Genomic DNA, 25,706 nt, shown 5'->3' on the forward strand with positions numbered 1-25,706 from the left:
GTCGTGGGAGTCCTGCATGGCCACCACTCTAGGCGAGACGGGCCGGGCCTCCCGGCGGGCGGACCGCGCCCGGACGGGCCGCCGCCACGGCTAGCATGGGCCCATGCGCACAGTGGTCCTGGTGTCCGGTTCCGGCACGAATCTGCAGGCGATGATCGACGCCCTCCACCACGGCGAGTCCCCGGTGGAGATCGCGGCCGTGGGGGCGGACCGGCCGTGCGAGGGCCTGCGGCGCGCCGAGGCCGCGGGCATCGAGACCTTCGTGGTGGCGCCCGGCGAGCACGCGGACCGGGCGCAGTGGAACCGCGCGCTGGAACGGGAGGTGGCCGCGCGCCGCCCCGACCGCGTGGTCTTCGCGGGCTTCATGCGGATCGTGGACGCGGACTTCGTGGCCGCGTTCCCCGGGCGCATCGTCAACACCCACCCGTCCCTGCTGCCCTCGTTCCCCGGGGCGCACGCCGTCCGGGACGCCCTGGCCCACGGGGTGAAGATCACCGGTGCCACGGTGCACGAGGTGGTCCCGGACGTGGACGCGGGCCCGATCCTCGCGCAGGTGGCCGTGCCCATCGGGGCGCAGGACACCGAGGAGAGCCTGCACGAGCGGATCAAGACCGCAGAGCGGCAGCTGCTCGTGGACACCCTGGACGCCCTGGGGCGGCAGCGGGCCGCGTCCCCGGGTGACGCACGGGCCGCCGTCCGAAAGGCCCGGCCGTAGACTGGCGGGGGCGCTGCGCTGCCGCGCACCCGCGTCGTCGTCTCCGGACGACGGGTGCGGTGAGCGGCACCCGAGAGGCCGCGCTCCCGGTCCCCGCACGGGCCCGGGAGGTCCTCGGCGGGCAGCGCCGGACCACACGTCCCCACGTCTTCCTGGAGAGTCCGTGAACACTTCCGACCTGAACCGTGTGCCGCTGAAACGCGCCCTGATCTCCGTGTACGACAAGACCGGTCTGGAGGACCTCGCGAGAGGCCTGCACGACGCCGGGGTGGACATCGTCTCCACCGGCACCACGGCCAGGACCATCCAGGCCGCAGGAGTCCCCGTCACCGAGGTCGCGGACGTCACCGGGTTCCAGGAGTGCCTGGACGGCCGGGTCAAAACTCTGCACCCCCGCGTTCACGCCGGGATCCTGGCGGACCGCCGCAGGCCCGAGCACGTGGCGCAGCTGGACGAGCTGGGCATCGACCCGTTCGACCTGGTGGTGGTGAACCTCTACCCGTTCCAGGAGACCGTGCGCTCGGGCGCCGCGCGGGACGACGTCGTGGAGCAGATCGACATCGGCGGGCCCTCCATGGTGCGCGCCGCCGCGAAGAACCACGCGGCGGTGTCCGTGGTGGTGGACCCCGCGGGCTACCCGGACGTGGTGCGGGCCGCCCACGACGGCGGCTACGACCTCGCGGCACGGCAGAGGCTCGCCGCAGCCGCCTTCGCCCACACCGCCGCGTACGACACCGCGGTGGCCACGTGGACGGCCCAGCAGTTCGAGCATGACCCCGAGGCCAGCTTCTGGCCCCCGTACGCCGGGCTCGCCTTCCAGCGCGCGGAGTCCCTGCGCTACGGCGAGAACCCCCATCAGAAGGCCGCGCTCTACACCGACGACGCCGCGGCCCCCGGGATCGCCCAGGCCGAGCAGCTGCACGGCAAGGCCATGTCCTACAACAACTACGTGGACGCGGACGCGGCCGTGCGCGCCGCCTTCGACTACGACCAGCCCGCCGTGGCCGTGGTCAAGCACAACAACCCGTGCGGTGTGGCCGTGGCCACCCCCGGTGCGTCGGACCCGATCGCGGACGCGCACCTCAAGGCCCACGCGTGCGACCCGCTCTCCGCCTACGGAGGAGTGGTCGCGGCCAACCGGCCGGTCACCGCCCAGATGGCGCGCAATCTCCAGCCCGTCTTCACCGAGGTGGTCGTGGCGCCGGAGTTCGAGCCCGAGGCGCTGGAGATCCTGCAGGCCAAGAAGAACATCCGGCTGCTCGCCCTGCCCGAGGGCTTCGAGCGCGACCCCCTGGAGTACCGGGGGGTTTCCGGAGGCGCCCTGTTCCAGCAGGCGGACCGCCTGGACGCCGAGGGCGACGACCCCGCCCACTGGACGCTCGTGGCCGGGGAGCCAGCGGACGAGAAGACGCTCGCGGACCTCGAGTTCGCGTGGCGCTCGCTGCGGGCGGTGAAGTCCAACGCGATCCTGCTCGCGCACGACGGCGCCTCCGTGGGCATCGGCATGGGCCAGGTCAACCGCGTGGACTCGTGCCGACTGTCCGTGGAGCGCGCCAACACGCTCGCCGAGGACGGTGCGCAGCGCGCCCACGGTGCCGTGGCGGCGTCGGACGCGTTCTTCCCGTTCGCGGACGGGCTGCAGGTGCTGCTGGATGCCGGTGTGCGCGCCGTGGTCCAGCCCGGCGGTTCCATCCGCGACGAGGAGGTCGTCGCGGCCGCGCAGGCGGCGGGCGTGACCATGTACGTGACCGGGGCGCGGCACTTCTTCCACTGACCCCCCCGCACGGAGGAACGGCCCGGACTCGTGGAGTCCGGGCCGTTCCCGTGAGAGGCTCAGGAGTTCAGCGCGCGGTGCTCCCGGGAGAGCTCGATGTAGTGCTGCGCGTTGCGGCTCACCGCGCGGCGCTCCTCCCCGGTGAGCTCGCGGCGGACCGTGCCCGGCACCCCGGCCACGAGAGAACCCGGCGGCACCACGGTGGCCTCCAGCACCACGGTGCCCGCGGCCACCAGGCTGCCGCTGCCCACCACGGCGCCGTTGAGCACGGTGGCGTTCATGCCCACCAGGACGTCGTCCTCGAGGGTGCAGCCGTGGACCACCGCTCCGTGGCCCACGCTCACACGCTCACCGATGGTGGTGGGGTGCTCGGGGTCCGAGTGCACCGTCACGTTGTCCTGCAGGTTGGAGTTGGCTCCCACGCGCAGCGGGGAACGGTCCCCGCGCACGACGGCGCCGTAGAAGATCCCCGCGCCGGCACCCACCGAGACGTCCCCCACGATCGTGGCGTTCGGGGCCACGAAGGCCGTCTCCGACACCACGGGTCTGCGCTGACCGTAGGAGAGGACGAGCGGTTCGCGGGAGGGGTTCGGGGCGGTCGTGTCGTGTGTCATGGAGCACAGCCTAGTGGGGCCGCGTCCCGGGTGGTGCGGGCGACGCCGTGCCCGGCAGGGCGGCGTCGCCCACGGGGCTCAGAGCTCGCCGACGTCCGAGATGAAGCGGCGCCGCAGTGCCGCGGTGGCCTTCTCCGGGTGGCGGGACGCGCGGTGGCGCAGTGCCACGGAGATCTTCTGTCCGCCCTTGAGCACGTACTCGGCGCCGTTGACGTGGATGGTCACGGGGTCCGCCTTCACGGAACTGCCCTCGAGCTCCAGGATGTCGTGGTCCAGCGAGACCTCGATGACCTGGCCGTAGTACAGCACGGTGAAGTCCACGGCCTCGATCTCCCGGGGCAGCGCGGGCTGGAACTCGAGCCACTGCCCGCGCACGCGAAGTCCGGCGTACGCGCGGGTGACCACGTCCACGGACCCGGCCATGGCCCCCAGGTGGATGCCCTCGCCCGTGGTGCCGCCCTGCGTGTCGTCCATGTCGATCATCAGCGCGTCCTGGAACGAGCCCCACGAACGGTCCGGGTCCAGCCACGCGAGCACGGCGGCGTTGACCACCCTGGACAGGGACGAGCCGTTGGAGGAGCGGGCGATGTAGTGGTCCACGGTGCGCTGCACGGCGTCCACGTCCGTGGTGTAGCCCATCCGGGCGAGCTCCTCCACCACGCCGTCGGGACCGAGCAGGTAGACCAGCATGATGGTGTCCGCCTGCTTGGACAGCTTGTAGTTGTTGGTCAGGTCCCCCTCGTTCTCGAGGAGCAGGTCCAGGCGGCCGATGTTGCGGTACTTGGTCCGGTAGAAGTCCCAGTCGAGCTCGACGAGGTCGTCGTAGCCCTCGAACTGGGCGATCGTGCCGTCCGCGTTGAACGGCACGTACATGTTCTTGGCCATGTTCAACCACGTCTGGACCTCCTGCGGGGAGATCTCGAAGCGGGACTCCAGGTACTCGCGCTGGTGCTCCACCATGTCGTTGAAGATGTGCGCGGAGTGGCGGAACAGCCACGAGGCCAGGACGTTCGTGTACGCGTTGTCCTCGAGCCCTCCGCCGTGCTGGCCCGCGGGCCCGTCGTGGTACTCGTCCGGGCCCATGACACCCGCGATGTGGTACCTGCCGTCGTGGGAGTCGTACTCCGCCAGGGAGGCGAACAGCCGGGTGATGCCGATGATCAGCTCCGCGCCCTGGCCCGAGAGCCAGTCCATGTCACCCGTGGACTCGTAGTAGACCCACGCGTTGTAGGCGATGGCGAGCCCCACGTGGAACTGCCGCCACGAGTTGTCCGGCAGCCACCGGCGGGAGTGGTGGTTGTACAGCTCGGGCGGGGTCTCCTCGCGGCCGTCCGAGCCGGACTGCCACGGGAAGGCCGCACCGTAGAGGCCGATCTCCTGGGCGCGCTGGTGGGCCATGGACAGGCGCCGCCAGCGGTAGGACAGCAGGGACCGTGTCACCTGGGGCTGGCGCATGTTGATGACCGGCAGGATGAACAGCTCGTCCCAGAAGATGTGCCCCCGGTAGCCCTCGCCGTGCAGACCGCGGGCGGGGACACCGGCGTCGCGCAGGGTCAGGTGGGGAGCGAGCGTCTGCGCGGCGTGGAAGAGGTGGGTCCGCACCGCCAGCTGGGTGCTCAGGTGCTCGGGGGTGTCCTCCGCGGACTCCAGTGTGACCTCGTAGCGGTCCCAGAGGCGGGCCCACTCGATCTCGTGGGACGCGAGCAGCTTGCGCACGCCGAATGGGGAGCGGTTGAGCTCGGCCAGCGCACCGTCCCGGGGAGAGCCGATCGCGGCGTCCCGGCTCGTGACCACGGCGGTGGTGCTGTCCACCAGCACCGGGCTCCAGGGCTCGAGCTGCACGGTGTGGCGCCGGAACTCGATGCCGCCGGGGCGCACCTCGCGGCGCTCGGTCACGGGGCCCTCGGCCTCGATGCGCGTGCGCTGGGCCATCGCGATCTCGATCTTGGACTGGGAGGTGCGCACGAGCGAGAGCAGGGTCTCGTGCTCGTCCGGCAGGGTGGTGGACTCCAGCAGCGCCAGGTGGTGCGAGTTCAGCTCCCGGTACTCCGCCACGCCGCTGTTGGTCACGGCCGGGTCCACGCCGGTGCGGATGTGCAGGCGACCGCCCGCATCACGCGCGACGATCCTGGTCTCCTGCGCGCCCAGGTGGCGGTGGCGCAGGGACACGAGGCGGCGCTGCTCGATCTCGAGGGAGCGGGCGGGCCCGCCGGACTCCGGGTCCGCCTCCGCATCGGTGAGCACGAGGGTGCGGATCAGCAGGCCGCGGCGCAGGTCCAGCTCCACGCGTTCGTCGCTCGCGCGCAGCCCGCCCTCGGACCACCAGCGGCCCTCGGAGAAGCGCAGGTCCAGGTGCAGCCAGTTGGGGGCGTTGACCATGGACTCGTGCTCCACGTCCCGGCCGTTCACGTGGCTCAGCACGCGGTTGAACACACCGGCCAGGTAGGTGCCGGGGTAGTGGACGCCGTTGTCCGGGAACTCGCACGCGGCCCCGCGCACACCCATGTAGCCGTTGGCCAGGGTGAGCAGCGCCTCGCGGCGGGCCTCGGTGGCGGGGTCGAAGCCGTCGAACACGAGCCGCCAGGGATCGTCCCGCCGGGCACCGAGGTCCAGTTCCCCCACGTCGTTGAGCACCATGTGGGCGCCGGCGCGGTAGAGGCGCTCCCGGGCGCCGTCCCGGTTGATGCCCACCACCAGGCCGAAGCCCCCGGCGGCGCCGGCCTGCACGCCGGCCACGGCGTCCTCGACCACCACGCTGTTCTCCGGGGCCACGTCCAGCAACCGGGCGCACTCGAGGAACGTGTCCGGTGCGGGCTTGCCGGGCAGGCCGTGCTCAGCGGCCCAGTTGCCGTCCACGACCCGGTCGAAGGAGTCCTGCAGACCCGCGGCGGAGAGCACCACGGAGCTGTTGCGGCTCGCGGTCACCAGGCCCACGGGCACGCCGCCCGCGCGCAGCCGCTCGATCATCGCCACGGTCCCCTCGAACACGCGCACACCGTGCTCGGCGAGCTCCTCGTGGAAGTAGCCGTCCTTGGCGCCGGCCTGGCCCTGCACGGTCCAGTCCCCGGGCTGCGGCTCGTCCTGGCCGCCCGCCTCGGGCAGGACGGCCCCGCGGGCCGCGAGCAGTGCGCGCACGCCGTCCTCGCGGCGTCGGCCGTCCACGTAGGTGCGGTACTCGCTGCCCATGTCGAACGGGCTGCGGTCCACCTCCACCCCCTCGTCCGCCGCAGCCAGGCGGGGATCCGCGAGCAGCTGGTCGAACAGCTTCTTCCAGGCCCGGGCGTGCACACCCGCGGTGTCCGTGACCACACCGTCCATGTCGAAGATGACGGCGGCGTAGCGGGTGCGCAGCACATCCGTCGGCTCGGACGGCGCGCGGCCGTCCTCCACACGGGGCATGGCGGCAGTGAACGGGGCGGTGGGAAGAACGTTCACGGCGCGGGAACTCCTAGCACAGGGGACGGGAACGGGTGGTGCTGCGCGGTCTCCCCGGGGAGAGCGGCGGCCCTGCAGCGCGTCGACGACGCGTGAGCACGTCACGCGCGTGAGGTTCGGGCACACACGTTACCCGTAGACGACCGCCGGCCACGACACGACCGGCCGCCCCGGACGCCGTGGCCCCGCGGTGACCGGCAAGGAGCCGCGACGGAGCCGGTGGTGCACCAGCACGGGACGGAGGTGATCCACGGGACGAGGGGTCCCCGTTCCTGGATATGCTGAGGGGGAACCGACCGTGGACGAAGAAGGTGGAGCATGACGGAATCTGTGACCAACCAGCCGCTCTCTGAGGTGGACCCGGACGTCGCCCAGGCGATCCAGGACGAGCTGGGACGCCAGCGCTCCACGCTGGAGATGATCGCCTCGGAGAACTTCGCCCCGCGCGCGGTGCTCGAGGCGCAGGGCTCGGTGCTCACGAACAAGTACGCGGAGGGCTACCCCGGGCGCCGCTACTACGGCGGCTGCGAGTACGTGGACGTGGTGGAGAACCTGGCCCGCGACAGGGCGTGCGAGCTCTTCGGCGCGGACCACGCGAACGTCCAGCCGCACTCCGGCGCCCAGGCGAACACCGCGGTGATGGCCGCGCTCATGCAGCCCGGCGACACGCTCATGGGCCTCTCCCTGGCCCACGGCGGGCACCTCACGCACGGCATGAAGATCAACGTGTCCGGCAAGCTCTACAACATCGCCGCGTACGAGGTGGACCCGGACACCTACCGGATCGACATGGACAAGGTGCGCGAGCAGGCGCTCGAGGCGCGCCCGAACGTGATCGTGGCCGGCTGGTCCGCGTACTCCCGGCAGCTGGACTTCGAGGCGTTCCGCTCGATCGCGGACGAGGTGGGCGCCAAGCTGTGGGTGGACATGGCGCACTTCGCGGGCCTCGTGGCCGCCGGGCTGCACCCCAACCCCGTGCCCCACGCCCACGTGACCACCTCCACGGTGCACAAGACGCTCGCGGGTCCGCGCTCCGGTGTGATCCTGTGCGAGGCGGACCTCAAGAAGAAGATCGACTCCGCCGTGTTCCCGGGCCAGCAGGGCGGTCCGCTCATGCACGCCATCGCGGGCAAGGCGGTGGCGTTCAGGATCGCGGCGTCCGAGGGCTTCAAGGAGCGCCAGCGGCGCACCATCGAGGGCGCGCAGATCCTCGCCGAGCGGCTGAACTCCGCGGACCTCTCGGAGCACGGTGTCTCCGTGCTGACGGGCGGCACGGACGTTCACCTCGCTCTCGTGGACCTGCGGGACTCCGAGCTGGACGGCAAGCAGGCCGAGGACCTGCTGCACCAGGCCGGGATCACGGTCAACCGCAACGCGGTGCCGTGGGACCCCCGTCCGCCCATGGTCACCTCGGGTCTGCGCATCGGCACGCCCGCGCTCGCCACGCGCGGCTTCGGAGCGGACGAGTTCACCGAGGTCGCGGACGTCATCGCCGAGGCACTGAAGCCGGGCGCGGACATCTCCGCCCTGCGTGCCCGCGTGGACGCGCTGACGGAGCAGTTCCCGCTGTACCCCGGCCTCGAGGAGTGGTGAGGTGACGGCTCAGGTTCTCGACGGCAAGGCCACGGCCGGGCAGATCAAGGCGGAGCTCGCCGAGCGGGTGGCCCGGCTGCGCGAGCGGGGCGTCGTGCCCGGGCTGGGCACGGTGCTCGTGGGCGACGACCCCGGGTCCCGTTCCTACGTCGCGGGCAAGCACCGCGACTGCGAGCAGGTGGGCATCGCCTCGATCCGCAGGGAGTTGCCCGCGGACGCCTCCCAGGAGGAGCTCGAGCGCGTGATCGACGAGCTCAACGAGGATCCGCAGTGCACCGGGTACATCGTGCAGCTGCCGCTGCCCCAGCACATGGACACGAACGCGGTCCTGGAGCGGATCGACCCCGCCAAGGACGCGGACGGGCTGCACCCCACCAACCTGGGGCGCCTGGTCCTCAACGTGAGCGAGCCCATGACCTCGCCGCTGCCCTGCACACCGAACGGCATCGTGGAGCTGCTCACCCGCCACGGCGTGGAGCTGGCGGGCCGCACCGTGCTGGTGATCGGGCGCGGGGTCACCGTGGGACGCCCCATGGGGTTGCTGCTGACCCGCCGGGAGATCAACGCCACCGTGGTCCTGGCGCACACGGGCACCCGCAACCTGCCCGAGCTGCTCGCGCAGGCGGACGTGGTGGTCGCCGCGGCGGGCAAGCCGCACATGGTCACGGCGGAGCAGGTCAAGCCGGGGGCCGTCCTGCTGGACGTGGGCGTCTCCCGCGTCCCGGACCCGGAGACGGGCAAGGGCCGCCTCACCGGGGACATCGACCCCGCCGCCGCGGAGCGCGCCTCCTGGATGTCCCCCAACCCCGGGGGAGTGGGCCCCATGACGCGCGCCATGCTGCTCGTCAACGTGGTGGAATCCTGTGAACGCCGGGTGGCCGCCGCGGACTGAGCCGCGGCGCCGCAGGGCTCCGGCGCTCCATCCGCCCGCCGACGACGCCGCCCGGCCGCCTCCCGCACGAGGCGACCGGGCGGCGTCGTCGTGGTGGCTGCGGCCCGGCGGGGATGGTGCGCGGGTGGCGGTGCCTCCGGGGCAGGTGCCGATTCGGTGCGCCCCGCACGGTTTGAGACAATGGCCCCATGCAGCCGATCGGATCCTCGCCCACCCAGCCCGCCGACACCACCGGGGCTCCCCGTTCGGGGCGCACCGCCCTGTGGGGGACCATCATCGGCCTGGCCGTGCTGGTGGTCATCTTCGCCGTGGCCCTCATCCAGGCTGCCAACTCCAACTCGCTGCTGGGCTGGATCCTGGCCGGGATCGCCCTGGGGTGGCTCATGCTGGCCGTGTGGGCGCTGAGCATGGTGCGCAAGGCCGCCCGCTTCGGGCGGGAGCAGGTGCGCCAGGCGCAGGAGCAGTTCCAGGCCCAGCACGGCAGGGCCCCGGCGGCCACCGCCCCGGCGGGCCCCGGCCAGTCCCTGCGGGACGAGAAGCTCGCCCACGGCATGCAGGTGATCCTGGTGCAGTCCAAGGTGGTCAAGGAGCAGCTGTCCTCCCCGGAGCCCGAGCCCGAGCAGATCGGCCGGGCGCTCGAGACCATCGACATCACCGCGGCCAACGGGCTGCGCAGCCTCAGGGACTCCGGGACCGCGGTCAGCGGTACCGTGGTGGACTGACCGCGGCAGGGGCAGCGCGGCGTCGTCGCCCCACCAGCAACAGGAGACGGGCTCTCGCGAGACCCACGCAGGACGAACACTTCGAGGAGACACACCCGCATGGCGCAGTCAGGGCAGAGCATACGCATCGCCACGGTGAACGTGAACGGCATCCGGGCCGCGTACCGGCGCGGCATGGCCGAGTGGCTGGCCCCCCGGGAGGTGGACCTGCTGTGCCTGCAGGAGGTGCGGGCTCCGGACAAGATCACGCGCGAGCTGCTGGACGAGGACGTCTGGGACGTCCGCCACGCGGAGGCTGCGGCGAAGGGCCGCGCGGGCGTGGCGATCGCCACCCGCCGCGACGCGTTCGACGGCGCGCTGCTGCCCACCGCCTCCCGCGTGGGGATCGGCGAGGAGTACTTCGACGACTCCGGGCGCTGGATCGAGAACGACGTGACGCTGCCCAGCGGCGAGACCCTCACCCTGGTCTCCGCGTACGTGCACTCCGGCGAGGTGGACACGCCCAAGCAGGCGGACAAGTACCGCTTCATGGACGCCATGCTCACCCGGCTGCCGCAGATCGCGGGCGGGAGCGACCACGCCCTCGTGGTGGGGGACCTCAATGTGGGCCACACCGAGCGGGACATCAAGAACTGGAAGGGCAACGTCAAGAACGCGGGATTCCTGCCCGAGGAGCGCGCGTACTTCGACAGGTTCTTCGGGGACGTGGGCTACGTGGACGTCGCCCGCAGTCTCGCCGGGGACGTGCCCGGGCCCTACACGTGGTGGTCCTACCGCGGCAAGGCGTTCGACACGGACGCCGGGTGGCGCATCGACTACCACATGGCCACCCCCGGCCTCGCCGCCCGCGCGCAGAGCGCCACGGTGGACCGCGCCGCCTCCTACGACCCCCGCTTCTCCGACCACGCCCCGCTCGTGGTGGACTACCGCCTCAGCTGAGCCGGCTCCCGCCGGAACCGCACGACCGAAAGAAGACTGCCACCGTGACCGACACCAGCACCCCGGCGAACCAGACCCCGCGCGTGGTCTCCGGCGTCCAGCCCTCCGCCGACTCCCTGCACCTGGGCAACTACGTGGGTGCCCTGCGCAACTGGGTGGACATGCAGGACGAGAACGACTGCGTGTTCTTCGTGGCGGACCTGCACTCCATCACCACGGGGCAGGACCCGGCCACCATGCAGGAGCGTACCCGCGTGACGGCCGCGCAGTACATCGCCGCGGGCATCGACCCCGAGCGCTCCACGCTGCTGATCCAGTCCCAGGTGCCCGAGCACACCCAGCTCGCGTGGGTGCTCAACTGCATCACCGGCTACGGCGAGGCCGCACGTATGACGCAGTTCAAGGACAAGTCCGTGAAGCAGGGCGCGGAGAACACCACGGTGGGCCTGTTCACCTACCCCGTGCTGATGGCCGCGGACATCCTGGTCTACCAGGCCAACCAGGTCCCGGTGGGGGAGGACCAGCGCCAGCACCTGGAGCTCACCCGCACCCTCGCCCAGCGCTTCAACTCGCGGTTCGGGCAGACCTTCGCGGTGCCGGACGCCAAGATCCTGGAGAACTCCGCCAAGATCTACGACCTGCAGAACCCCACGGCCAAGATGTCCAAGTCCGCGCCCTCCGACGCGGGACTGGTCCGGCTGCTGGACACCGCGAAGGTCAACGCGAAGAAGATCAAGTCCGCCGTCACGGACGACGGCACCGAGGTGCGCTTCGACCGGCAGACCAAGCCCGGTGTCTCCAACCTGCTGACCGTCTACTCCTCGCTGACCGGCACCCCGATCGAGACGCTCGAGGCGCAGTACGAGGGCAGGATGTACGGCCACCTCAAGGTGGACCTCGCGGACGTGGTGACCCAGACGCTGCAGCCCATCCAGCAGCGGGCCCAGGAGCTGCTCGACGACCCGGCCGAGCTGGACCGGCTGCTGGCCCGCGGCGCGCAGAAGGGCCGGGCCATCGCCTCCCGCACGCTCACCGAGGTGTACGAGCGCATGGGTTTCCTGCCCGCGGCGTGATCCGGCGTGATCCGGCGTGATCCGGCGTGATCCGGCGAGAGAGGACCTGGGGTGGTGTGCGGTGGATCACAGTAGTGGGGGTAGGGTGGGACGCGGCCGAACCGAGGAGGTCCGTGTGAACCAGGGAATGCCCTCTCCCACCGTGCTCCCGGGCCGGGTCCACGCCGGGGTGGTCATCCGGCTGCCCGAGCCCATGGGCCAGGAGGTGCAGGACTGGCGCGCGTCCTTCGGGGACGCCCAGGCCGGCAGTGCACCCGCGCACATCACCCTCATGATCACGGCCGTCGCCGGGAACTGGGAGCAGCTCGTGGCCCACGTGCGCCGGGTGGCGGCACGGTGGGAGCCGTTCCACGTGCAGATCCGCGGCACGGGGACCTTCCGTCCCGTCACGCAGGTGGTGTACCTGAGGGTGGAGCGCGGTGCCGGGCAGTGCACGACGCTGCACCGTGAGCTGCTCGCGGAGCACATCGAGTCCGCGTCCCCCTTCGACTTCCACCCCCACGTCACGCTGGCCCACGGCGCCACGGACGAGACGCTCGACCGCGCCCAGCAGATGCTGCGCACCTACACCGCGGGCTTCCTCGTGGACCGCGTGCACCTCTACGAGGGGGACGAGCAGGGGATCTGGCACGTGCGGGAGAGCATTCCGTTCGGTGTCCCCGCCGAGCGCAGCCGTGACGCGCACTGACCCCCCGCCGGTGGTCCCGGCCCTCGTGGACCGGGCCGGGCTGCGCGCCGAGCACCGCCGGCTACGGGCCGTGCGACGAGACCTCGCGTCCCGCGGCGCGCCCCCCGGGCGACGTGCGGGCGCCTTCTTCGCCTGGGCGTTCGCGCGTTTCATGGCGCTGTTCCCCGTCCGCGTCGTGGCCCACTACATGTTCCACGGCGGCCCCCTCATGGCCGCGGGTCTCGCCTACCAGCTCCTCTTCGCCTCCACGGCGCTGCTCGTGATCTGCTTCGCCACGCTCGCCACGTTCTTGGGCACCAACTCTGCGCTGCAGCAGACGCTCGTGGCGGGACTCTCATCCAACATCCCTGGGCTCTTGGACGTGGGGGACGGCAGCGGCGGAGTGATTCCCCTGGCCCTGCTGGAGAACACGGGCCCGTTCTCCGTGGCCTCCACCGTGGCCGTGGCAGTGCTGCTGTTCACGGCCTGGCGGTGGGTGGCCGGGGTGCGGCTGGCCACCCGCCGGATGTTCGAACTGCCCCCGGCGCCCGGCGTTCCCATGGCGGCCGTGCCCCGCGACCTCGCGTGGCTCGTGGTCATCGGAGTCCTGCTGCTCGCCTCCGCGACCGTCAGCATCGTGGCCTCCGGCGCCGTGGACGGCGTGGTCGGCTGGCTCGGCGACATCGGGCTCACCCGGGTCCGGCCGTGGCTCGACGGTGGTGGCAAGTCCGCCGTCACTTTTGCCGTGGGACTCGTGGTGGACTGCTTGCTGAGCCTTTCCCTCGTGCGGGGAGTGGCCCAGCTGAAGCTGCACCGCAAGTCCGCGCTGGCCACCGTCCTGGTGGGGGCTCTCGGTTCGCAGGCACTGCGCTACGGGGGCAGCGAGGTCATCGGAGGCACCGCCGGCAATCCCTACCTGCTGTCCGTGGCAGTGCTCGTGGGCGTGCTGCTCTGGTTCAACATCTACGGCCAGGTGCTGCTGCTCGCGGCGGCCACCGGCGCCGTGGTGCAGGCGGACATCCGCGGGGCCCGCGCGCAGCCGGAGCGGGAGAACCGCGCCGTCACGGTGGTGGCTGCCGCAGCCCTTCCCGACGCCGCTCGGGGAGTGTGCGGCGACGCCCCGCCACACTTCGGGGCGCCGACGGCGGGGAGCAGCGCTGCGGGCCGGAGGGACTGACTCCCCGGCGGAGCCTGCACCCAGATGAGGAAGCGGCCCCGGAATCCAGGAGGATTCCAGGGCCGCTGTCATGCGGGGGTCTGCCGCCTCACAGGGCGGACGCGAAGACCGCCTTCTTGACCTCGGCAATGGCCTTGGTCACCTGGATGCCGCGGGGGCACGCCTCGGTGCAGTTGAAGGTGGTGCGGCAGCGCCACACACCTTCCTTGTCGTTGAGGATCTCCAGGCGCATGTCACCCGCCTGGTCGCGCGAGTCGAAGATGAACCGGTGCGCGTTCACGATCGCGGCGGGGCCGAAGTACTGCCCGTCCGTCCAGAACACGGGGCACGAGGACGTGCACGCCGCGCACAGGATGCACTTGGTGGTGTCGTCGAAGCGCTCGCGGTCCTCCTGGGACTGGAACCGCTCGCCGGTGGGCGTGTGGTCCTCGTTCACCAGGAACGGCATGATCTCGCGGTAGGACTGGAAGAACGGCTCCATGTCCACGATCAGGTCCTTCTCGCACGGCAGGCCCTTGATGGGCTCCACCGTGATGGGCTTGGACAGGTCCAGGTCCTTGAGCAGGGTCTTGCACGCGAGCCGGTTGCGGCCGTTGATGCGCATGGCGTCCGAGCCGCAGACTCCGTGGGCGCACGAGCGGCGGAAGGACAGCGAGCCGTCCAGCTCCCACTTGACCTTGTGCAGGGCGTCCAGCACGCGGTCCGTGCCGTACATGGTGAGCTTCCACTCGTCCCAGTGCGCCTCGGTCTCGAACTCGGGATCGTAGCGGCGGACCTGCAGCACGATGTCGTACGTGGGGATGCTCTGCCCACCCTCGGCGTCGGGCTGCTGAGCGTCCTGGTTCTGGTTCTCGGTCACTGCTGTGGACATCAGTACTTACGCTCCATCGGCTCGTAGCGGGTCATGATCACCGGCTTGGTCTCCTGCCGGATCCCCGCGGTGGCGGACGACGCGTCCTCGTAGACCATGGAGTGGACCATGAAGTTCTCGTCGTCGCGGTCGGGGAAGTCCTCGCGGAAGTGTCCGCCGCGCGACTCCTCGCGGTGCAGGGCGGCCACGGACATCACCTTGGCCAGCTCCAGCAGGAAGCCCAGCTCCACGGCCTCGAGCAGGTCGAGGTTGAAGCGCTTGCCCTGGTCCTGGATGGAGATGTTGGCGTAGCGGGCCTCGAGCGCCGCGATGTCGTCGAGGGCCTTCTGGATGGTCTCCGCCGTGCGGAACACCTGCATGTTCAGGTCCATGGTGTCCTGCAGGTCCTTGCGGATCGCGGCCACCTTCTCGTTGCCGTGCGGGCTGCGCGCATTGTCGAGCAGCGCCTCCGTGCGGGCGGTGGCGTCGTCGGGAACGGGCAGGAACTCGGCGGTCTGCGCGTACTCGGCCGCGAAGATGCCCGCGCGCTTGCCGAACACGTTGATGTCCAGCAACGAGTTGGTGCCCAGGCGGTTGGAGCCGTGCACGGACACGCAGGCCACCTCGCCGGCGGCGTACAGGCCGGGGATGGTGGTCTCGGAGTCCTGGAAGACCTCGCCCTTGATGTCCGTGGGGATGCCGCCCATGCAGTAGTGCGCGGTGGGGAACACGGGCACCGGCTCGGTGTAGGGCTCCACACCGAGGTAGGTGCGGGCGAACTCCGTGATGTCCGGCAGCTTGGCGTCGATGTGTGCGGGCTCCAGGTGCGTGAGGTCCAGCAGCACGTAGTCCTTGTTGGGACCGCAGCCGCGGCCCTCGCGGACCTCGTTGGCCATGGAGCGGGCCACGATGTCGCGGGGCGCCAGGTCCTTGATGGTGGGGGCGTAGCGCTCCATGAAGCGCTCACCCTCGGAGTTGCGCAGGATGCCGCCCTCACCGCGGGCGGCCTCCGAGACCAGGATGCCGAGTCCCGCAAGGCCCGTGGGGTGGAACTGGACGAACTCCATGTCCTCCAGCGGCAGCCCGTTGCGGAAGGCGATGGCCATGCCGTCGCCCGTGAGGGTGTGGGCGTTGGACGTGGTCTTGAAGACCTTGCCTGCACCGCCGGAGGCGAACACCACGGACTTGGCCTGGAACACGTGCAACTCACCGGTGGCGAGCTCGTAGGACACCACGCCCGCGGGCCGGCGGCCCTCGGGGGTGTCCACCATGATCAGGTCCAGGACGTAGTACTCGTTGAAGAACTCCACGTTGTGCTTGATGCACGTCTGGTAGAGGGTCTGCAGGATCATGTGACCGGTGCGGTCCGCGGCGTAGCACGCGCGCCGCACGGGGTTCTTGCCGTGGTCACGGGTGTGGCCGCCGAAGCGGCGCTGGTCGATCTTGCCCTCGGGGGTGCGGTTGAAGGGCAGTCCCATGTGCTCCAGGTCCAGCACCGCGTCGATGGCCTCCTTGGCCATGACCTCGGCGGCGTCCTGGTCCACCAGGTAGTCGCCGCCCTTGACGGTGTCGAACGTGTGCCACTCCCAGTTGTCCTCCTCGACGTTCGCGAGGGCGGCGCACATGCCGCCCTGGGCGGCGCCCGTGTGGGAGCGGGTGGGGTAGAGCTTGGTCAGCACGGCGGTGCGGGCGCGCTGGCCGGACTCAATGGCGGCACGCATGCCGGCGCCACCGGCGCCGACGATTACCACATCGTACTTGTGAACCTGCATACCAGATGTTCTTTCTACGTGGGTGAGTGAGAGAAGTGCGGTGTCGATCAGGGACCGGGAACGGCCGCGAACGGTGGGGCCGAGTGGCCGCCACCGTTCACCGGGTCACTGCGCGGAGCAGAAGGACGCCAGCAGGGAGGGATCGGCTCCGGCGGGGCAGGGCTCGAAGGTGAAGATCACCATGGTGCCCAGCAGGATGACGAACGCGGAGGCCACGAACAGCAGGACCTTCAGCCAGAAGCGCGTGGTGGCCCGACCGGCGTAGTCGTCGATGATCGTGCGCATGCCGTTGGTGCCGTGCAGCATGGCGAGCCACAGCATGACGAGGTCCCAGACCTGCCAGAAGGGGCTGGCCCACTTGCCGCCCACGAAGCCGAAGTCCACGGCGTGCACACCCTCGCCCACCATGAGGTTGACGAAGAGGTGGCCGAAGACCAGCACGATGAGGACCACGCCGGACATGCGCATGAACAGCCACGCGAACATCTCGAAGCTGCTGCGGGAGGACCCGGCGCGGTTGTACTTGACGCCGTCCACCTCGAGGTCGCGGCTGCGGGGGACTGAGATCTTGGTCTTGAGAGGAGTGCTCACGGTATCAACCCCCGAATACGACTGACAGGTGACGGATGAGGAACGGGATCATCACGATGACCCAGAGGGCGAGGACGCCCCAGAGCAGGCCCTTCTGGTTCTTGGTCCCGCCCTTCCAGAAGTCGATCAGGATGATGCGCAGGCCGTTGAAGGCGTGGTAGACGATCGCGGCCACCAGACCGGCCTCGCCCAGGCCCATGACGGGGTTCTTGTAGGTGGCAATCACTGCGTTGTACGCCTCGGGGGATACCCGCACGAGAGCGGTGTCGAGAACGTGGACCAGCAAGAAGAAGAAGATGGCCACGCCGGTAATGCGGTGGGCTACCCACGACCACATGCCGTACTGGCCGCGGTAAAGGGTGCCCCTGGATGAGTTCGCCACGGAATGTCCTCCCTGTGTCGCTCGTCGTCGTGCGCACTGGTGGTCGGTGACCAACGGAAGCGTTCTCGCGCGGGTGCACGGCGATGGCGGAGCCCTGGCTGGCTCTGTCATGGATGATGCGGTATTTCCCACCCAAGATACCAGCCTCCCGGGAGTTCACTGACAACGTGTCGCCATCCCCAGAACGGCGTCCTGGTGCGGAATTAGCGCAGTTCGGGGTGCCCCAATCCGGAGCATTGTCGGGGGGCTTACCCCGGGGACGGACGTCCCCCGGACGGGGGATGCGGCGGAACCCGGGGGAGGTCACGGCGTGACGATCCGCTGAACGGCGCGGGTCGGGCCGTACACTGTCGGTCGTGACTTCGCCATTGCAACGATTCCATCCGTTCATCCCCGCGGGCGGCGTGGGCTCACGGCTGTGGCCCCTCTCCCGCGCGGACGCGCCCAAGTTCCTGCTGGACCTCACGGGCTCCGGCTCCTCCCTGCTGCGCGCCACCTACGACCGGCTGGCCGCGCTCACGGGCGGGCCCATCATGGTGGTCACGGGACGCTCGCACGCGGGTGCGGTGCAGGACCAGCTGCCCGAGCTCACGGGCAGCGACCTCGTGCTGGAGCCGTCCCCCAAGGACTCGGCGGCGGCCATCGGTCTGGCGTGCACGCTCATCGAGCGTCGGGATCCCACCGCCGTCATCGGCTCGTTCGCCCCGGACCACGTGGTGGAGCCGGCCGAGGCGTTCCAGGCGGTCGTGCGGGAGGCGGTGCTGGCAGCGGACACCGGGCGGATCGTGACGATCGGGATCACCCCGTCCTCCCCGGCCACGGGCTTCGGCTACATCAAGGCGGGGGAGTCGCTGGGTCTGGCGGGGGCCCCGCACGCACTGGCCGTGGAGCAGTTCGTGGAGAAGCCCGACGAGGCCACCGCACGCCAGTACGTGGCGAGCGGACGCTACACGTGGAACGCCGGGATGTTCGTGGCCCCGGTGGGACTCATGCTGCACTACCTGCGGGAGAGCGAGCCCGAGCTGGCCAGGGGACTGGACCGGATCGCGGACGCGTGGGACACCCCCGAGCGCGACGCCGTGGTGGACGAGGTGTGGCCCACGCTGACCAAGACGGCGATCGACTACGCCGTGGCCGAGCCCGCGGCGGCCGCCGGTGCGGTGGCCATGGTCCCCGGCGACTTCACCTGGGAGGACGTGGGGGACTTCGCGGCGATCAACCGCCTCAACAAGGTGGATCCCCGGACGGACTCGCAGGTCTCCATCCTGGGGCAGAACAACCGTGTGCTCGCGGACGAGTCCTCGGGCATCGTGGTCTCCGACACCGGGCGGCTCGTGGCCCTGATCGGAGTGCAGGACATCGTGGTGGTGGACACCCCGGACGCCCTGCTGGTCACCACCGCGGAGCACGCGCAGCGCGTGAAGAACGCGGTGGACTCCCTCAAGCGCAACGGGGACACGGACGTCCTCTGACGCCCCGTGACGCGCGCGGAGGCACCGGGGCTCCACGGCGGTACGCTGACAGGCATGTTGGACCTGCCGCTGCCCTCCGCCGACGACGTGGGGCTGCCCCCCGCGATCGGGCCCCTGCTCAGCCACTACCTCCCGGACCTCATCCGGTTCCGCCGTGACGTGCACCGCCACCCGGAGCTGTCCTACGAGGAGTACCGGACCACCGAGCGGATCGTGAACGCCCTGGAGGCCTCCGGGCTGCACCCCGTGCGCTTCGAGCGCACCGGGTGCTACGTGGACGTGGGCCGGGGGCCCGTGATGGTGGGGCTGCGCGCGGACATCGACGCACTGCCCATTCTGGAGGACACGGGCCTGGACTACGCCTCCATCAACGAGGGCGTCATGCACGCGTGCGGCCACGACATCCACACCACGGTGATGCTCGGGGTGGCCCGGGTGCTCGCGGACCTGCACCGCTCCTCGCCCTTCGCGGGGACCGTGCGGATCGTGTTCCAGCCCGCCGAGGAGAAGCTGCCCGGCGGGGCGCTCAGCATCATCCGGCAGAACGTGCTCTCGGGGGTGCCGCGCATGTTCGCGCTGCACTGCGAGCCCAAGGTGGACGTGGGCCAGGTGGGCACCCGGATCGGCGCCATCACCTCGGCCTCGGACACCATCCGGATCGAGCTCTCGGGCCGCGGCGGGCACACGTCCCGCCCGCACCTCACCGAGGATCTCGTCTACGCGATGAGCCAGATCGCCATCGACGTGCCCGCGGTGCTGTCCCGGCGGGTGGACGTCCGCTCCGGCGTGGCGGTGGTGTGGGGGCAGATCCACGCCGGGGTGGCGCCCAACGCGATCCCCATGTCCGGCTTCATGGCCGGGACCATGCGCTGCCTGGATGCGGACGCGTGGTACCAGGCGGGCGAGATGCTCGACGAGGTGGTGGGCCAGGTGGCCGCGCCCTACGGCGTGAACGTGGACCTGGAGCACATCCGCGGCGTGCCCCCGGTCGTGAACGGGGAGACCGAGACCACCCTGCTGGAGATCGCCGCGCGCGCCGAGCTCGGCGAGGAGAGCATCCTGCTCGTGGAGCAGTCCATGGGCGGGGAGGACTTCGCGTGGTTCCTGCAGCACGTGCCCGGCGCCATGATGCGACTCGGCACCCGTGAGCCCGGCGGCCGCACCTACGACCTGCACCAGTCCGACTACTCCCCCCAGGAGGAGGCGATCCGCTGCGGTGTCCAGGTGATGGCCTCCACCGCCCTGCGCGCCGTGCGGCTGCGGGTGCGTGAACTCAGCGATGCCACGCAGACCCCCGAGATCCCCGAGGAGTGACACGCCGCGGTGGGGGACACGCACGGTCGGCTCACGGGCTACACTGGGCAGACCTATGACCCGGGTCACTTTCCGGGCGGCCGTGCGCACCGCACCACACCGCCCCGGTGAGGAGGCGCGCGGAGTCCACGCGGCGCCGTCGTCCGCTCCCGGTCAGGGGAGGTGACGGTGACCCACGCGAGGACGCGAAGGGAGCCGCCGGTCACCTCGGCCGCCGGGCGCAACGCCCCGGCTCCCAACCGCACGGCTTCCCCGAGCCCGATCCTCCGGAGGACCCCATGATCACTCGTCGTTTCCGCACCCTGGGTGCGCTCGGACTGGCCGGGGTCACCGGCCTCACGCTCGCCGGCTGCGGCGCGGCCCCTGGTGCCTCCGGGGACAGCAGCCAGGCCTCGGACTTCAAGGGCTGCATCGTCTCCGACGACGGCGGATTCCAGGACCGCTCGTTCAACCAGAGCTCCTACGAAGGTCTGAAGGCCGCGGAGGAGCACAAGGGCATCAAGGTCAGCCAGGCCGAGTCGCAGTCCGAGACCGAGTTCGAGCCGAACCTGACGTCCATGGCCCAGCAGGGCTGCAACCTGACCGTGTCCGTGGGATTCCTCCTCGCGGACACCACCAAGAAGGTGGCCGGAGCCAACCCGGACAAGCACTTCGCGATCGTGGACGACAACTCCATCAAGGCGGAGAACGTCAAGCCGATCGTCTACAACACCGCCGAGGCCGCGTTCCTCGCGGGCTACCTCGCCGCGGGGACCTCCGAGACCGGGAAGGTGGCCACGTACGGCGGCATGGACATCCCCACCGTGACCGTGTTCATGGACGGCTTCGCGGACGGTGTGAAGTACTACAACGAGAAGAACAAGAAGGACGTGAAGGTCCTCGGCTGGAACAAGGACTCCCAGAACGGCACGTTCCTCAGCTCCTTCCAGGACTCGTCCAAGGCCAAGACCGTGACCCAGAACCTGATCGGTGACGGTGCGGACGTGGTGCTGCCGGTGGCCGGCCAGGCGGCCCAGGGCACCGTGGACGCGGTCACCGAGGCGAACAAGGGCAGCAAGAACGTGCGTCTGATCTGGCCGGACACGGACGGCTACGAGACGCTGGACTCCGGCAAGGAGTACCTGCTCACCTCCGTGCTCAAGGAGATGTCCACCTCCGTGGAGGACGTGGTCACCCAGGCCGCGGACGGGAAGTTCGACAACACCCAGTACGTGGGCACCCTGGAGAACGGCGGCGTGGGCCTGGCCCCGTACCACGACCAGCAGGAGAAGGTGGGCGAGGACCTCGACAAGCAGGTCCAGCAGCTCAAGCAGGACATCATCGACCACAAGGTCACGGTGGAGTCCAAGAACGCCCCGAAGTCCTGACCGGGCGCCACGGGCAGGAGCGCAGAGCGTGCAGCTGAGACTCAGGGACGTCACCAAGAAGTTCGGTGACTTCACCGCCAACGACCGCGTGGACCTCACGGTGGAGCCCCACCAGATCCACTGTCTGCTCGGGGAGAACGGGGCGGGCAAGTCCACCCTGATGAACGTCCTCTACGGGCTGTACGAGCCCACCTCCGGGACCGTGGAGATCGACGGCGAGCCCGTGGCCTTCAGCGGTCCGGGGGACGCCATGGCGGCCGGGATCGGCATGGTGCACCAGCACTTCATGCTGATCCCGGTCTTCACCGTGGCGGAGAACGTGGCGCTGGGGCACGAGAGCACCCGGGGCGCGTCCCTTGACCTCGCGACCACCCGCGCCCGGATCCGGGAGATCTCGCAGCGCTACGGCTTCGCCGTGGACCCGGACGCCGTGGTGGAGGACCTCCCCGTCGGTGTGCAGCAGCGCGTGGAGATCATCAAGGCCCTCGTGCGGGACGCCGAGGTGCTCATCCTCGACGAGCCCACGGCGGTGCTGACCCCTCGGGAGACGGACGAGCTGCTCGCCATCATGCGGCAGCTGCGGGACGGCGGCACCTCGATCGTGTTCATCTCCCACAAGCTGCGGGAGGTGCGTGCGGTCTCGGACGTGATCACCGTGATCCGCCGCGGGCGCGTGGTGGGCCGGGTGGGCCCGGAGACGAGCACGGACGAGCTCGCCGCCCTCATGGTGGGCCGCGACGTCTCCCTCACGGTGGACAAGACCCCCGCGCTCGCCACCGGGGCCGCGCTGGAGGTGCGGGACCTCACGGTGGTGGGGGACAACGGCGTCGTCCTGCTGGACGGCGTGGACTTCGACGTGGCGCCCGGGGAGATCCTCGCGGTGGCCGGAGTCCAGGGCAACGGGCAGACCGAGCTGACCCGGGCGCTGGTGGGCCTGGAGGAGCGGGTCACCGGCTCGGTCCGGCTGGACGGGCACGAGCTCACGGGACTCAGGACCCGGGACGTGCTGGCGCGAGGGGTCGGCTTCGTGCCCGAGGACCGCTCCACGGACGGGCTCGTGGGCTCGTTCTCCGTGGCAGAAAACCTGGTGCTGGACCGCTGCCACGAGCGCTCGTTCGCCGCCGGGCCCTCACTGCGCCTGGGAGCGATCGCCCAGCACGCGGGGTCCGAGGTGGCCGAGTACGACATCCGCGCCGGCTCCGTGGACTCGCCCGTGGCCACGCTGTCGGGAGGCAACCAGCAGAAGGTGGTGATCGCCCGTGAACTGGGGCGCCCGCTCAAGCTCTTCGTGGCCTCCCAGCCCACGCGCGGCGTGGACGTGGGGTCCATCGAGTTCATCCACGAGCGCATCGTGGCCGAGCGGGACAAGGGCACCGCGGTGCTCATCGTCTCCACCGAGCTGGACGAGGTCTACGCACTCGCGGACCGGATCGCGGTGTTCTTCCACGGTCGCCTCATGGGCATCGTGGGCCCGGACACCCCGCGTGAAGCCCTCGGACGCATGATGGCCGGGGAACCCGCGGAGTCCGTCCTGCCCGCGGCGCCCTGGGACCACGCGGGGGACGACGACGCCGCGGCGCCGGGCACCCTGTCGGGTGGCACCGACCGCGGGACCACGAACCCCCTGCCGCCCACGGCCGCGCCGCCCACCCCGTCCGAACCGACGAGCCCGACCGGGCGAACGGCCCCGGCCGACCGACACGAGGGGAACCCCACGGCATGAGCGCCACCACCGCACCGGCCGGGGCCGACCAGGTCTCCGCCCCGCCGCCCACCGAGCTCGCCGCGGGCGAGCACCGCCGCACCCTGCTGGGCTCCACCGTGCAGTCGGTGCTCGCCGTGGTGGTCGCGCTGGTCCTGGGCGGCCTGCTGATCGCCGTCACGGACGAGAAGGTCCGAGATGCGGCGGGGTACTTCTTCGCGCGTCCCGGTGACACCCTGTCCGCGATGTGGACGGCGGCCTCCAGCGCCTACGTGGCCATGTTCCACGGCGCCGTGTACAACCCGTCCGGGGCCACGTTCGCGGACCGGATCTACCCCTTCACGGAGACACTCACCGTGGCCACGCCACTCATCCTCGCGGGGCTGGGCGTCGCGCTGGCGTTCCGGGCCGGGCTGTTCAACATCGGTGCCCAGGGCCAGATCCTGGTCGGCGCCACGCTCGCGGCGTGGGTGGGCTTCTCGTGGCACCTGCCCGCGGGGATCCACCTGATCGCGGTCGTGGCGGCGGGAGCGCTGGGCGGGGCCGTGTGGGGCGGGATCGTGGGTCTCGTCAAGGCCCGGACCGGCGCCCACGAGGTGATCCTCACGATCATGCTCAACTACGTGGCCCTGAACCTCGTGGCGTGGCTGCTCACGCTGCCGAGCTTCCAGCGCGAGGGGTCGTCCAACCCCATCAGTCCCGCCGTGGACGGGACCGCGATGTTCCCCAAGCTCCTGGGCGAGCACTTCCGGCTGCACTGGGGTTTCGCGCTGGCGGTGCTCGCCACGGTGGCCGTGGCCTGGCTGCTCCACCGCTCCACCGTGGGCTTCGAGCTGCGTGCCGTGGGCGCGAACCCGCGGGCCGCGCGCACGGCGGGGATCTCCGTGACCCGCGGCTTCGTGGTGGTCATGCTGCTGGCGGGGCTGCTCGCGGGTCTCGCGGGCACCGCGCAGGTGTCCGGCACCGAGCACTCGCTCACGGCGGGTGTCGCGGCCTCCTTCGGCTTCGACGCGATCACCGTGGCCCTGCTGGGCCGCTCCACACCCTGGGGCACGTTCTTCGCGGGCATCCTCTACGGGGCGTTCCGCGCCGGGGGCGTGACCATGCAGTCCATGACGGGCACCAACATCGACATCGTCCTGGTGGTGCAGTCCCTCATCGTGCTCTTCGTCGCACTGCCGCCGCTGTTCACCTTCGCCGTGCGCCGCTCGCGCGCGAGCACCCACTCGCAGGAGGCCGCGTGAGCACCACAGCGTCCCAGCCCACCTCCCACGCACCGGCTCCCCGTGGGCCCGCGCCCGACGCCGACCTCGCCACCTCGGCGGCCAACCGCGCCGTGGGGGTGCGCACCTACCGCCCCGCGATCGGACTGGGCATCCTCGCGCTCGTCTCCTTCCTGGTCTTCGCGCTGCACACCTCCGCACGGGAGGTCCAGTTCCGGTTCTCCGAGACGGGCGACGCCGTGCGGCTTCCCGACATGGAGGTGGCCGCCGCACCCTTCGGCTGGGTGGTCACGGCGGTGCTCGCGGCGCTCGCGGTGGCCGCCGGCGTGCGGGCCCGGGCACTGCCGCGCTGGGCCATGGTGCTCGCGGGCCTCGCCTTCGTGGCGGGGTTCCTGGTGTGGATCGTGGGCACGGCCCAGACCCCGAGCATCTCCCTGACCGCTCTGCTCGCCGGATCCGTGGCCCTGGCCACCCCGCTCGTGTTCGGCTCCCTGGGCGGCCTGCTGTGCGAGCGCTCCGGCGTGGTCAACATCGCGATCGAGGCGCAGCTGCTCTTCGGGGCCTTCTCCGCCGCCGTCGCGGCCACGGTCTCCGGCAGCCCCTGGGTGGGCCTGCTCGCGGCCGTGCTGGGCTCGGTGCTCGTGTCGGTGGTGCTCGCCCTGTTCGCCATCCGCTACCGCGTGAACCAGGTGATCGTGGGTGTGGTGCTGAACGTGCTGGTCTCCGGGCTCACCGGGTTCCTCTTCGCCACGGTCCTGCAGCCCAGCGCCGAGCTGTTCAACTCCCCGCCGCGGCTGCCGCACGTGCGCATCCCGCTGCTCGCGGAGATCCCGGTGGTGGGCCCCGTGCTCTTCGACCAGTCCGTGATCGGCTACCTCATGTACGCCACGGTGGCCGTGGTGTGGTTCGCCCTCTACCGGACCCGCTGGGGACTGCGCACGCGCGCGGTGGGGGAGCACCCCAAGGCCGCCGACACCCTCGGGGTGCCGGTGAACGCGCTGCGAGTGCGCAACGTGCTGCTCGGCGGCGCCGTCGCCGGACTCGGCGGTGCGTTCTACACCCTCGTCTCTGTCTCCGCGTTCACCCGGGACATGACCGCGGGTTCCGGGTACATCGCCCTGGCGGCGCTGATCTTCGGGCGCTGGAACCCGGTGGGCGCCCTGCTGGCGTCCCTGCTGTTCGGCTTCGCCTCCAACCTGGAGTCCATCCTCTCCTTCCTGGACACGCCCGTGCCCAGCCAGTTCCTGGCCATGCTCCCGTACGTGGTCACCATCCTCGCTGTGGCCGGGCTGGTGGGCCGTTCACGCGGTCCCGCGGCCTCCGGGGAGCCCTACGTGAAGGAGTGACGACGCCGCCGCGCGGTCCGCGGGTGAAGAGCCCTCCCCGCGCGGCAGAATCGTCCCAGCACGAGCACCAGCACCAGCACCAGCAC

21 protein-coding genes are annotated in these 25,706 nt (G+C 70.9%); 15 read left to right on the forward strand and 6 right to left on the reverse strand.

The features are described 5' to 3' along the window. The first annotated feature begins 103 nt into the window (after positions 1-103). Entirely contained in the window at positions 104-715 is a 612-nt protein-coding gene (gene purN, locus CWC38_RS03910; RefSeq protein ID WP_121845518.1) for a phosphoribosylglycinamide formyltransferase, read from the forward strand. Between the two features lie 163 nt (positions 716-878). Beyond that, the gene (gene purH, locus CWC38_RS03915) at positions 879-2,489 is read left to right on the forward strand and encodes a bifunctional phosphoribosylaminoimidazolecarboxamide formyltransferase/IMP cyclohydrolase (protein ID WP_121845519.1); all 1,611 of its coding nucleotides are present in this window, start codon (positions 879-881) and stop codon (positions 2,487-2,489) included. A 59-nt stretch (positions 2,490-2,548) separates the two neighbouring features. On the opposite strand, the gene CWC38_RS03920 is transcribed toward purH, so the two are convergent. Both CWC38_RS03920 and CWC38_RS03925 read right to left on the reverse strand, forming a co-directional pair. After that, a complete protein-coding gene (locus CWC38_RS03920) occupies positions 2,549-3,103 on the reverse strand; it encodes a gamma carbonic anhydrase family protein (protein ID WP_121845520.1) in 555 nt (184 codons plus the stop codon). Between the two features lie 78 nt (positions 3,104-3,181). Then, positions 3,182-6,538, reverse strand: coding sequence for a beta-phosphoglucomutase family hydrolase (locus CWC38_RS03925; RefSeq protein ID WP_121845521.1), 3,357 nt, complete (start codon positions 6,536-6,538; stop codon positions 3,182-3,184). A gap of 318 nt (positions 6,539-6,856) precedes the next feature. Between CWC38_RS03925 and glyA the strand changes: the two genes are divergently transcribed. The 7 genes from glyA to CWC38_RS03960 all read left to right on the forward strand — a co-directional run bounded on the left by glyA (position 6,857) and on the right by CWC38_RS03960 (position 13,601). Continuing rightward, on the forward strand, positions 6,857-8,131 hold the full coding sequence (gene glyA, locus CWC38_RS03930; protein WP_121845522.1) for a serine hydroxymethyltransferase: 1,275 nt from the start codon (positions 6,857-6,859) through the stop codon (positions 8,129-8,131). Between the two features lies 1 nt (position 8,132). Next, positions 8,133-9,023, forward strand: a complete 891-nt coding sequence (locus tag CWC38_RS03935; protein WP_121845523.1) for a bifunctional methylenetetrahydrofolate dehydrogenase/methenyltetrahydrofolate cyclohydrolase — start codon at positions 8,133-8,135, stop codon at positions 9,021-9,023. Positions 9,024-9,211: 188 nt separating this feature from the next. Beyond that, positions 9,212-9,745, forward strand: coding sequence for a hypothetical protein (locus CWC38_RS03940; RefSeq protein ID WP_121845524.1), 534 nt, complete (start codon positions 9,212-9,214; stop codon positions 9,743-9,745). Positions 9,746-9,844: 99 nt separating this feature from the next. Further along, the gene (locus CWC38_RS03945; RefSeq protein ID WP_121845525.1) at positions 9,845-10,684 is read left to right on the forward strand and encodes an exodeoxyribonuclease III; all 840 of its coding nucleotides are present in this window, start codon (positions 9,845-9,847) and stop codon (positions 10,682-10,684) included. Positions 10,685-10,728: 44 nt separating this feature from the next. Next, complete coding sequence (trpS, locus tag CWC38_RS03950; RefSeq protein WP_121845526.1) at positions 10,729-11,757, forward strand: tryptophan--tRNA ligase; 1,029 nt, start codon at positions 10,729-10,731, stop codon at positions 11,755-11,757. 115 nt (positions 11,758-11,872) lie between these two features. Then, positions 11,873-12,445, forward strand: a complete 573-nt coding sequence (locus tag CWC38_RS03955; protein ID WP_240625038.1) for a 2'-5' RNA ligase family protein — start codon at positions 11,873-11,875, stop codon at positions 12,443-12,445. Then, positions 12,432-13,601: a YihY/virulence factor BrkB family protein gene (locus CWC38_RS03960; protein ID WP_121845527.1), complete on the forward strand. Its 1,170-nt coding sequence runs from the start codon at positions 12,432-12,434 to the stop codon at positions 13,599-13,601. The genes CWC38_RS03955 and CWC38_RS03960 overlap by 14 nt, the downstream gene beginning before the upstream one ends. A gap of 88 nt (positions 13,602-13,689) precedes the next feature. Here the strand turns inward: CWC38_RS03960 and CWC38_RS03965 are convergent, their stop codons facing one another. The 4 genes from CWC38_RS03965 to sdhC form a co-directional block, all read right to left on the reverse strand. Further along, positions 13,690-14,472 (reverse strand): succinate dehydrogenase iron-sulfur subunit, encoded by a 783-nt coding sequence (locus tag CWC38_RS03965; protein ID WP_121845528.1) that lies wholly within the window; start codon positions 14,470-14,472, stop codon positions 13,690-13,692. Continuing rightward, positions 14,472-16,223, reverse strand: a complete 1,752-nt coding sequence (gene sdhA / locus CWC38_RS03970; protein ID WP_121845529.1) for a succinate dehydrogenase flavoprotein subunit — start codon at positions 16,221-16,223, stop codon at positions 14,472-14,474. The genes CWC38_RS03965 and sdhA overlap by 1 nt, the downstream gene beginning before the upstream one ends. A gap of 105 nt (positions 16,224-16,328) precedes the next feature. Continuing rightward, positions 16,329-16,814 carry a succinate dehydrogenase hydrophobic membrane anchor subunit gene (locus CWC38_RS03975; protein WP_121845530.1) on the reverse strand — a complete coding sequence of 162 codons (486 nt, stop codon included), beginning with the start codon at positions 16,812-16,814 and terminating at the stop codon, positions 16,329-16,331. A gap of 4 nt (positions 16,815-16,818) precedes the next feature. Continuing rightward, positions 16,819-17,196 (reverse strand): succinate dehydrogenase, cytochrome b556 subunit, encoded by a 378-nt coding sequence (gene sdhC, locus CWC38_RS03980; protein WP_121845531.1) that lies wholly within the window; start codon positions 17,194-17,196, stop codon positions 16,819-16,821. Between the two features lie 356 nt (positions 17,197-17,552). Here sdhC and CWC38_RS03985 point away from each other — a divergent pair, with 356 nt between their 5' ends. From CWC38_RS03985 to CWC38_RS04010, 6 genes are all read left to right on the forward strand, one after another. Beyond that, complete coding sequence (locus CWC38_RS03985; RefSeq protein ID WP_121845532.1) at positions 17,553-18,668, forward strand: mannose-1-phosphate guanylyltransferase; 1,116 nt, start codon at positions 17,553-17,555, stop codon at positions 18,666-18,668. Between the two features lie 54 nt (positions 18,669-18,722). Continuing rightward, a complete protein-coding gene (locus CWC38_RS03990; RefSeq protein WP_165860332.1) occupies positions 18,723-19,982 on the forward strand; it encodes an amidohydrolase in 1,260 nt (419 codons plus the stop codon). Positions 19,983-20,260: 278 nt separating this feature from the next. Next, positions 20,261-21,349: a BMP family lipoprotein gene (locus CWC38_RS03995; RefSeq protein ID WP_121845533.1), complete on the forward strand. Its 1,089-nt coding sequence runs from the start codon at positions 20,261-20,263 to the stop codon at positions 21,347-21,349. A gap of 28 nt (positions 21,350-21,377) precedes the next feature. Then, the gene (locus CWC38_RS04000) at positions 21,378-23,072 is read left to right on the forward strand and encodes an ABC transporter ATP-binding protein (protein WP_121845534.1); all 1,695 of its coding nucleotides are present in this window, start codon (positions 21,378-21,380) and stop codon (positions 23,070-23,072) included. Beyond that, positions 23,069-24,295: an ABC transporter permease gene (locus CWC38_RS04005; protein WP_121845535.1), complete on the forward strand. Its 1,227-nt coding sequence runs from the start codon at positions 23,069-23,071 to the stop codon at positions 24,293-24,295. Before CWC38_RS04000 ends, CWC38_RS04005 begins: the two co-directional genes overlap by 4 nt. After that, positions 24,292-25,620 (forward strand): ABC transporter permease, encoded by a 1,329-nt coding sequence (locus CWC38_RS04010; protein WP_121845536.1) that lies wholly within the window; start codon positions 24,292-24,294, stop codon positions 25,618-25,620. Before CWC38_RS04005 ends, CWC38_RS04010 begins: the two co-directional genes overlap by 4 nt. Positions 25,621-25,706: the final 86 nt, after the last annotated feature.

The organism is Kocuria tytonicola (assembly GCF_003687455.1).
Classification (GTDB): domain Bacteria; phylum Actinomycetota; class Actinomycetes; order Actinomycetales; family Micrococcaceae; genus Kocuria; species Kocuria tytonicola.

Coding starts and splice junctions, on each gene's coding strand:
- CWC38_RS04005 (WP_121845535.1), top strand. CDS start 23,069: ATGAGCGCCACCACCGCACCGGCCGGGGCCGACCAGGTCTCCGCCCCG.
- CWC38_RS03945 (WP_121845525.1), top strand. CDS start 9,845: ATGGCGCAGTCAGGGCAGAGCATACGCATCGCCACGGTGAACGTGAAC.
- glyA (WP_121845522.1), top strand. CDS start 6,857: ATGACGGAATCTGTGACCAACCAGCCGCTCTCTGAGGTGGACCCGGAC.
- CWC38_RS03920 (WP_121845520.1), bottom strand. CDS start 3,103: ATGACACACGACACGACCGCCCCGAACCCCTCCCGCGAACCGCTCGTC.
- CWC38_RS03965 (WP_121845528.1), bottom strand. CDS start 14,472: ATGTCCACAGCAGTGACCGAGAACCAGAACCAGGACGCTCAGCAGCCC.
- purN (WP_121845518.1), top strand. CDS start 104: ATGCGCACAGTGGTCCTGGTGTCCGGTTCCGGCACGAATCTGCAGGCG.
- sdhA (WP_121845529.1), bottom strand. CDS start 16,223: ATGCAGGTTCACAAGTACGATGTGGTAATCGTCGGCGCCGGTGGCGCC.
- CWC38_RS03995 (WP_121845533.1), top strand. CDS start 20,261: ATGATCACTCGTCGTTTCCGCACCCTGGGTGCGCTCGGACTGGCCGGG.
- CWC38_RS03940 (WP_121845524.1), top strand. CDS start 9,212: ATGCAGCCGATCGGATCCTCGCCCACCCAGCCCGCCGACACCACCGGG.
- CWC38_RS03990 (WP_165860332.1), top strand. CDS start 18,723: ATGTTGGACCTGCCGCTGCCCTCCGCCGACGACGTGGGGCTGCCCCCC.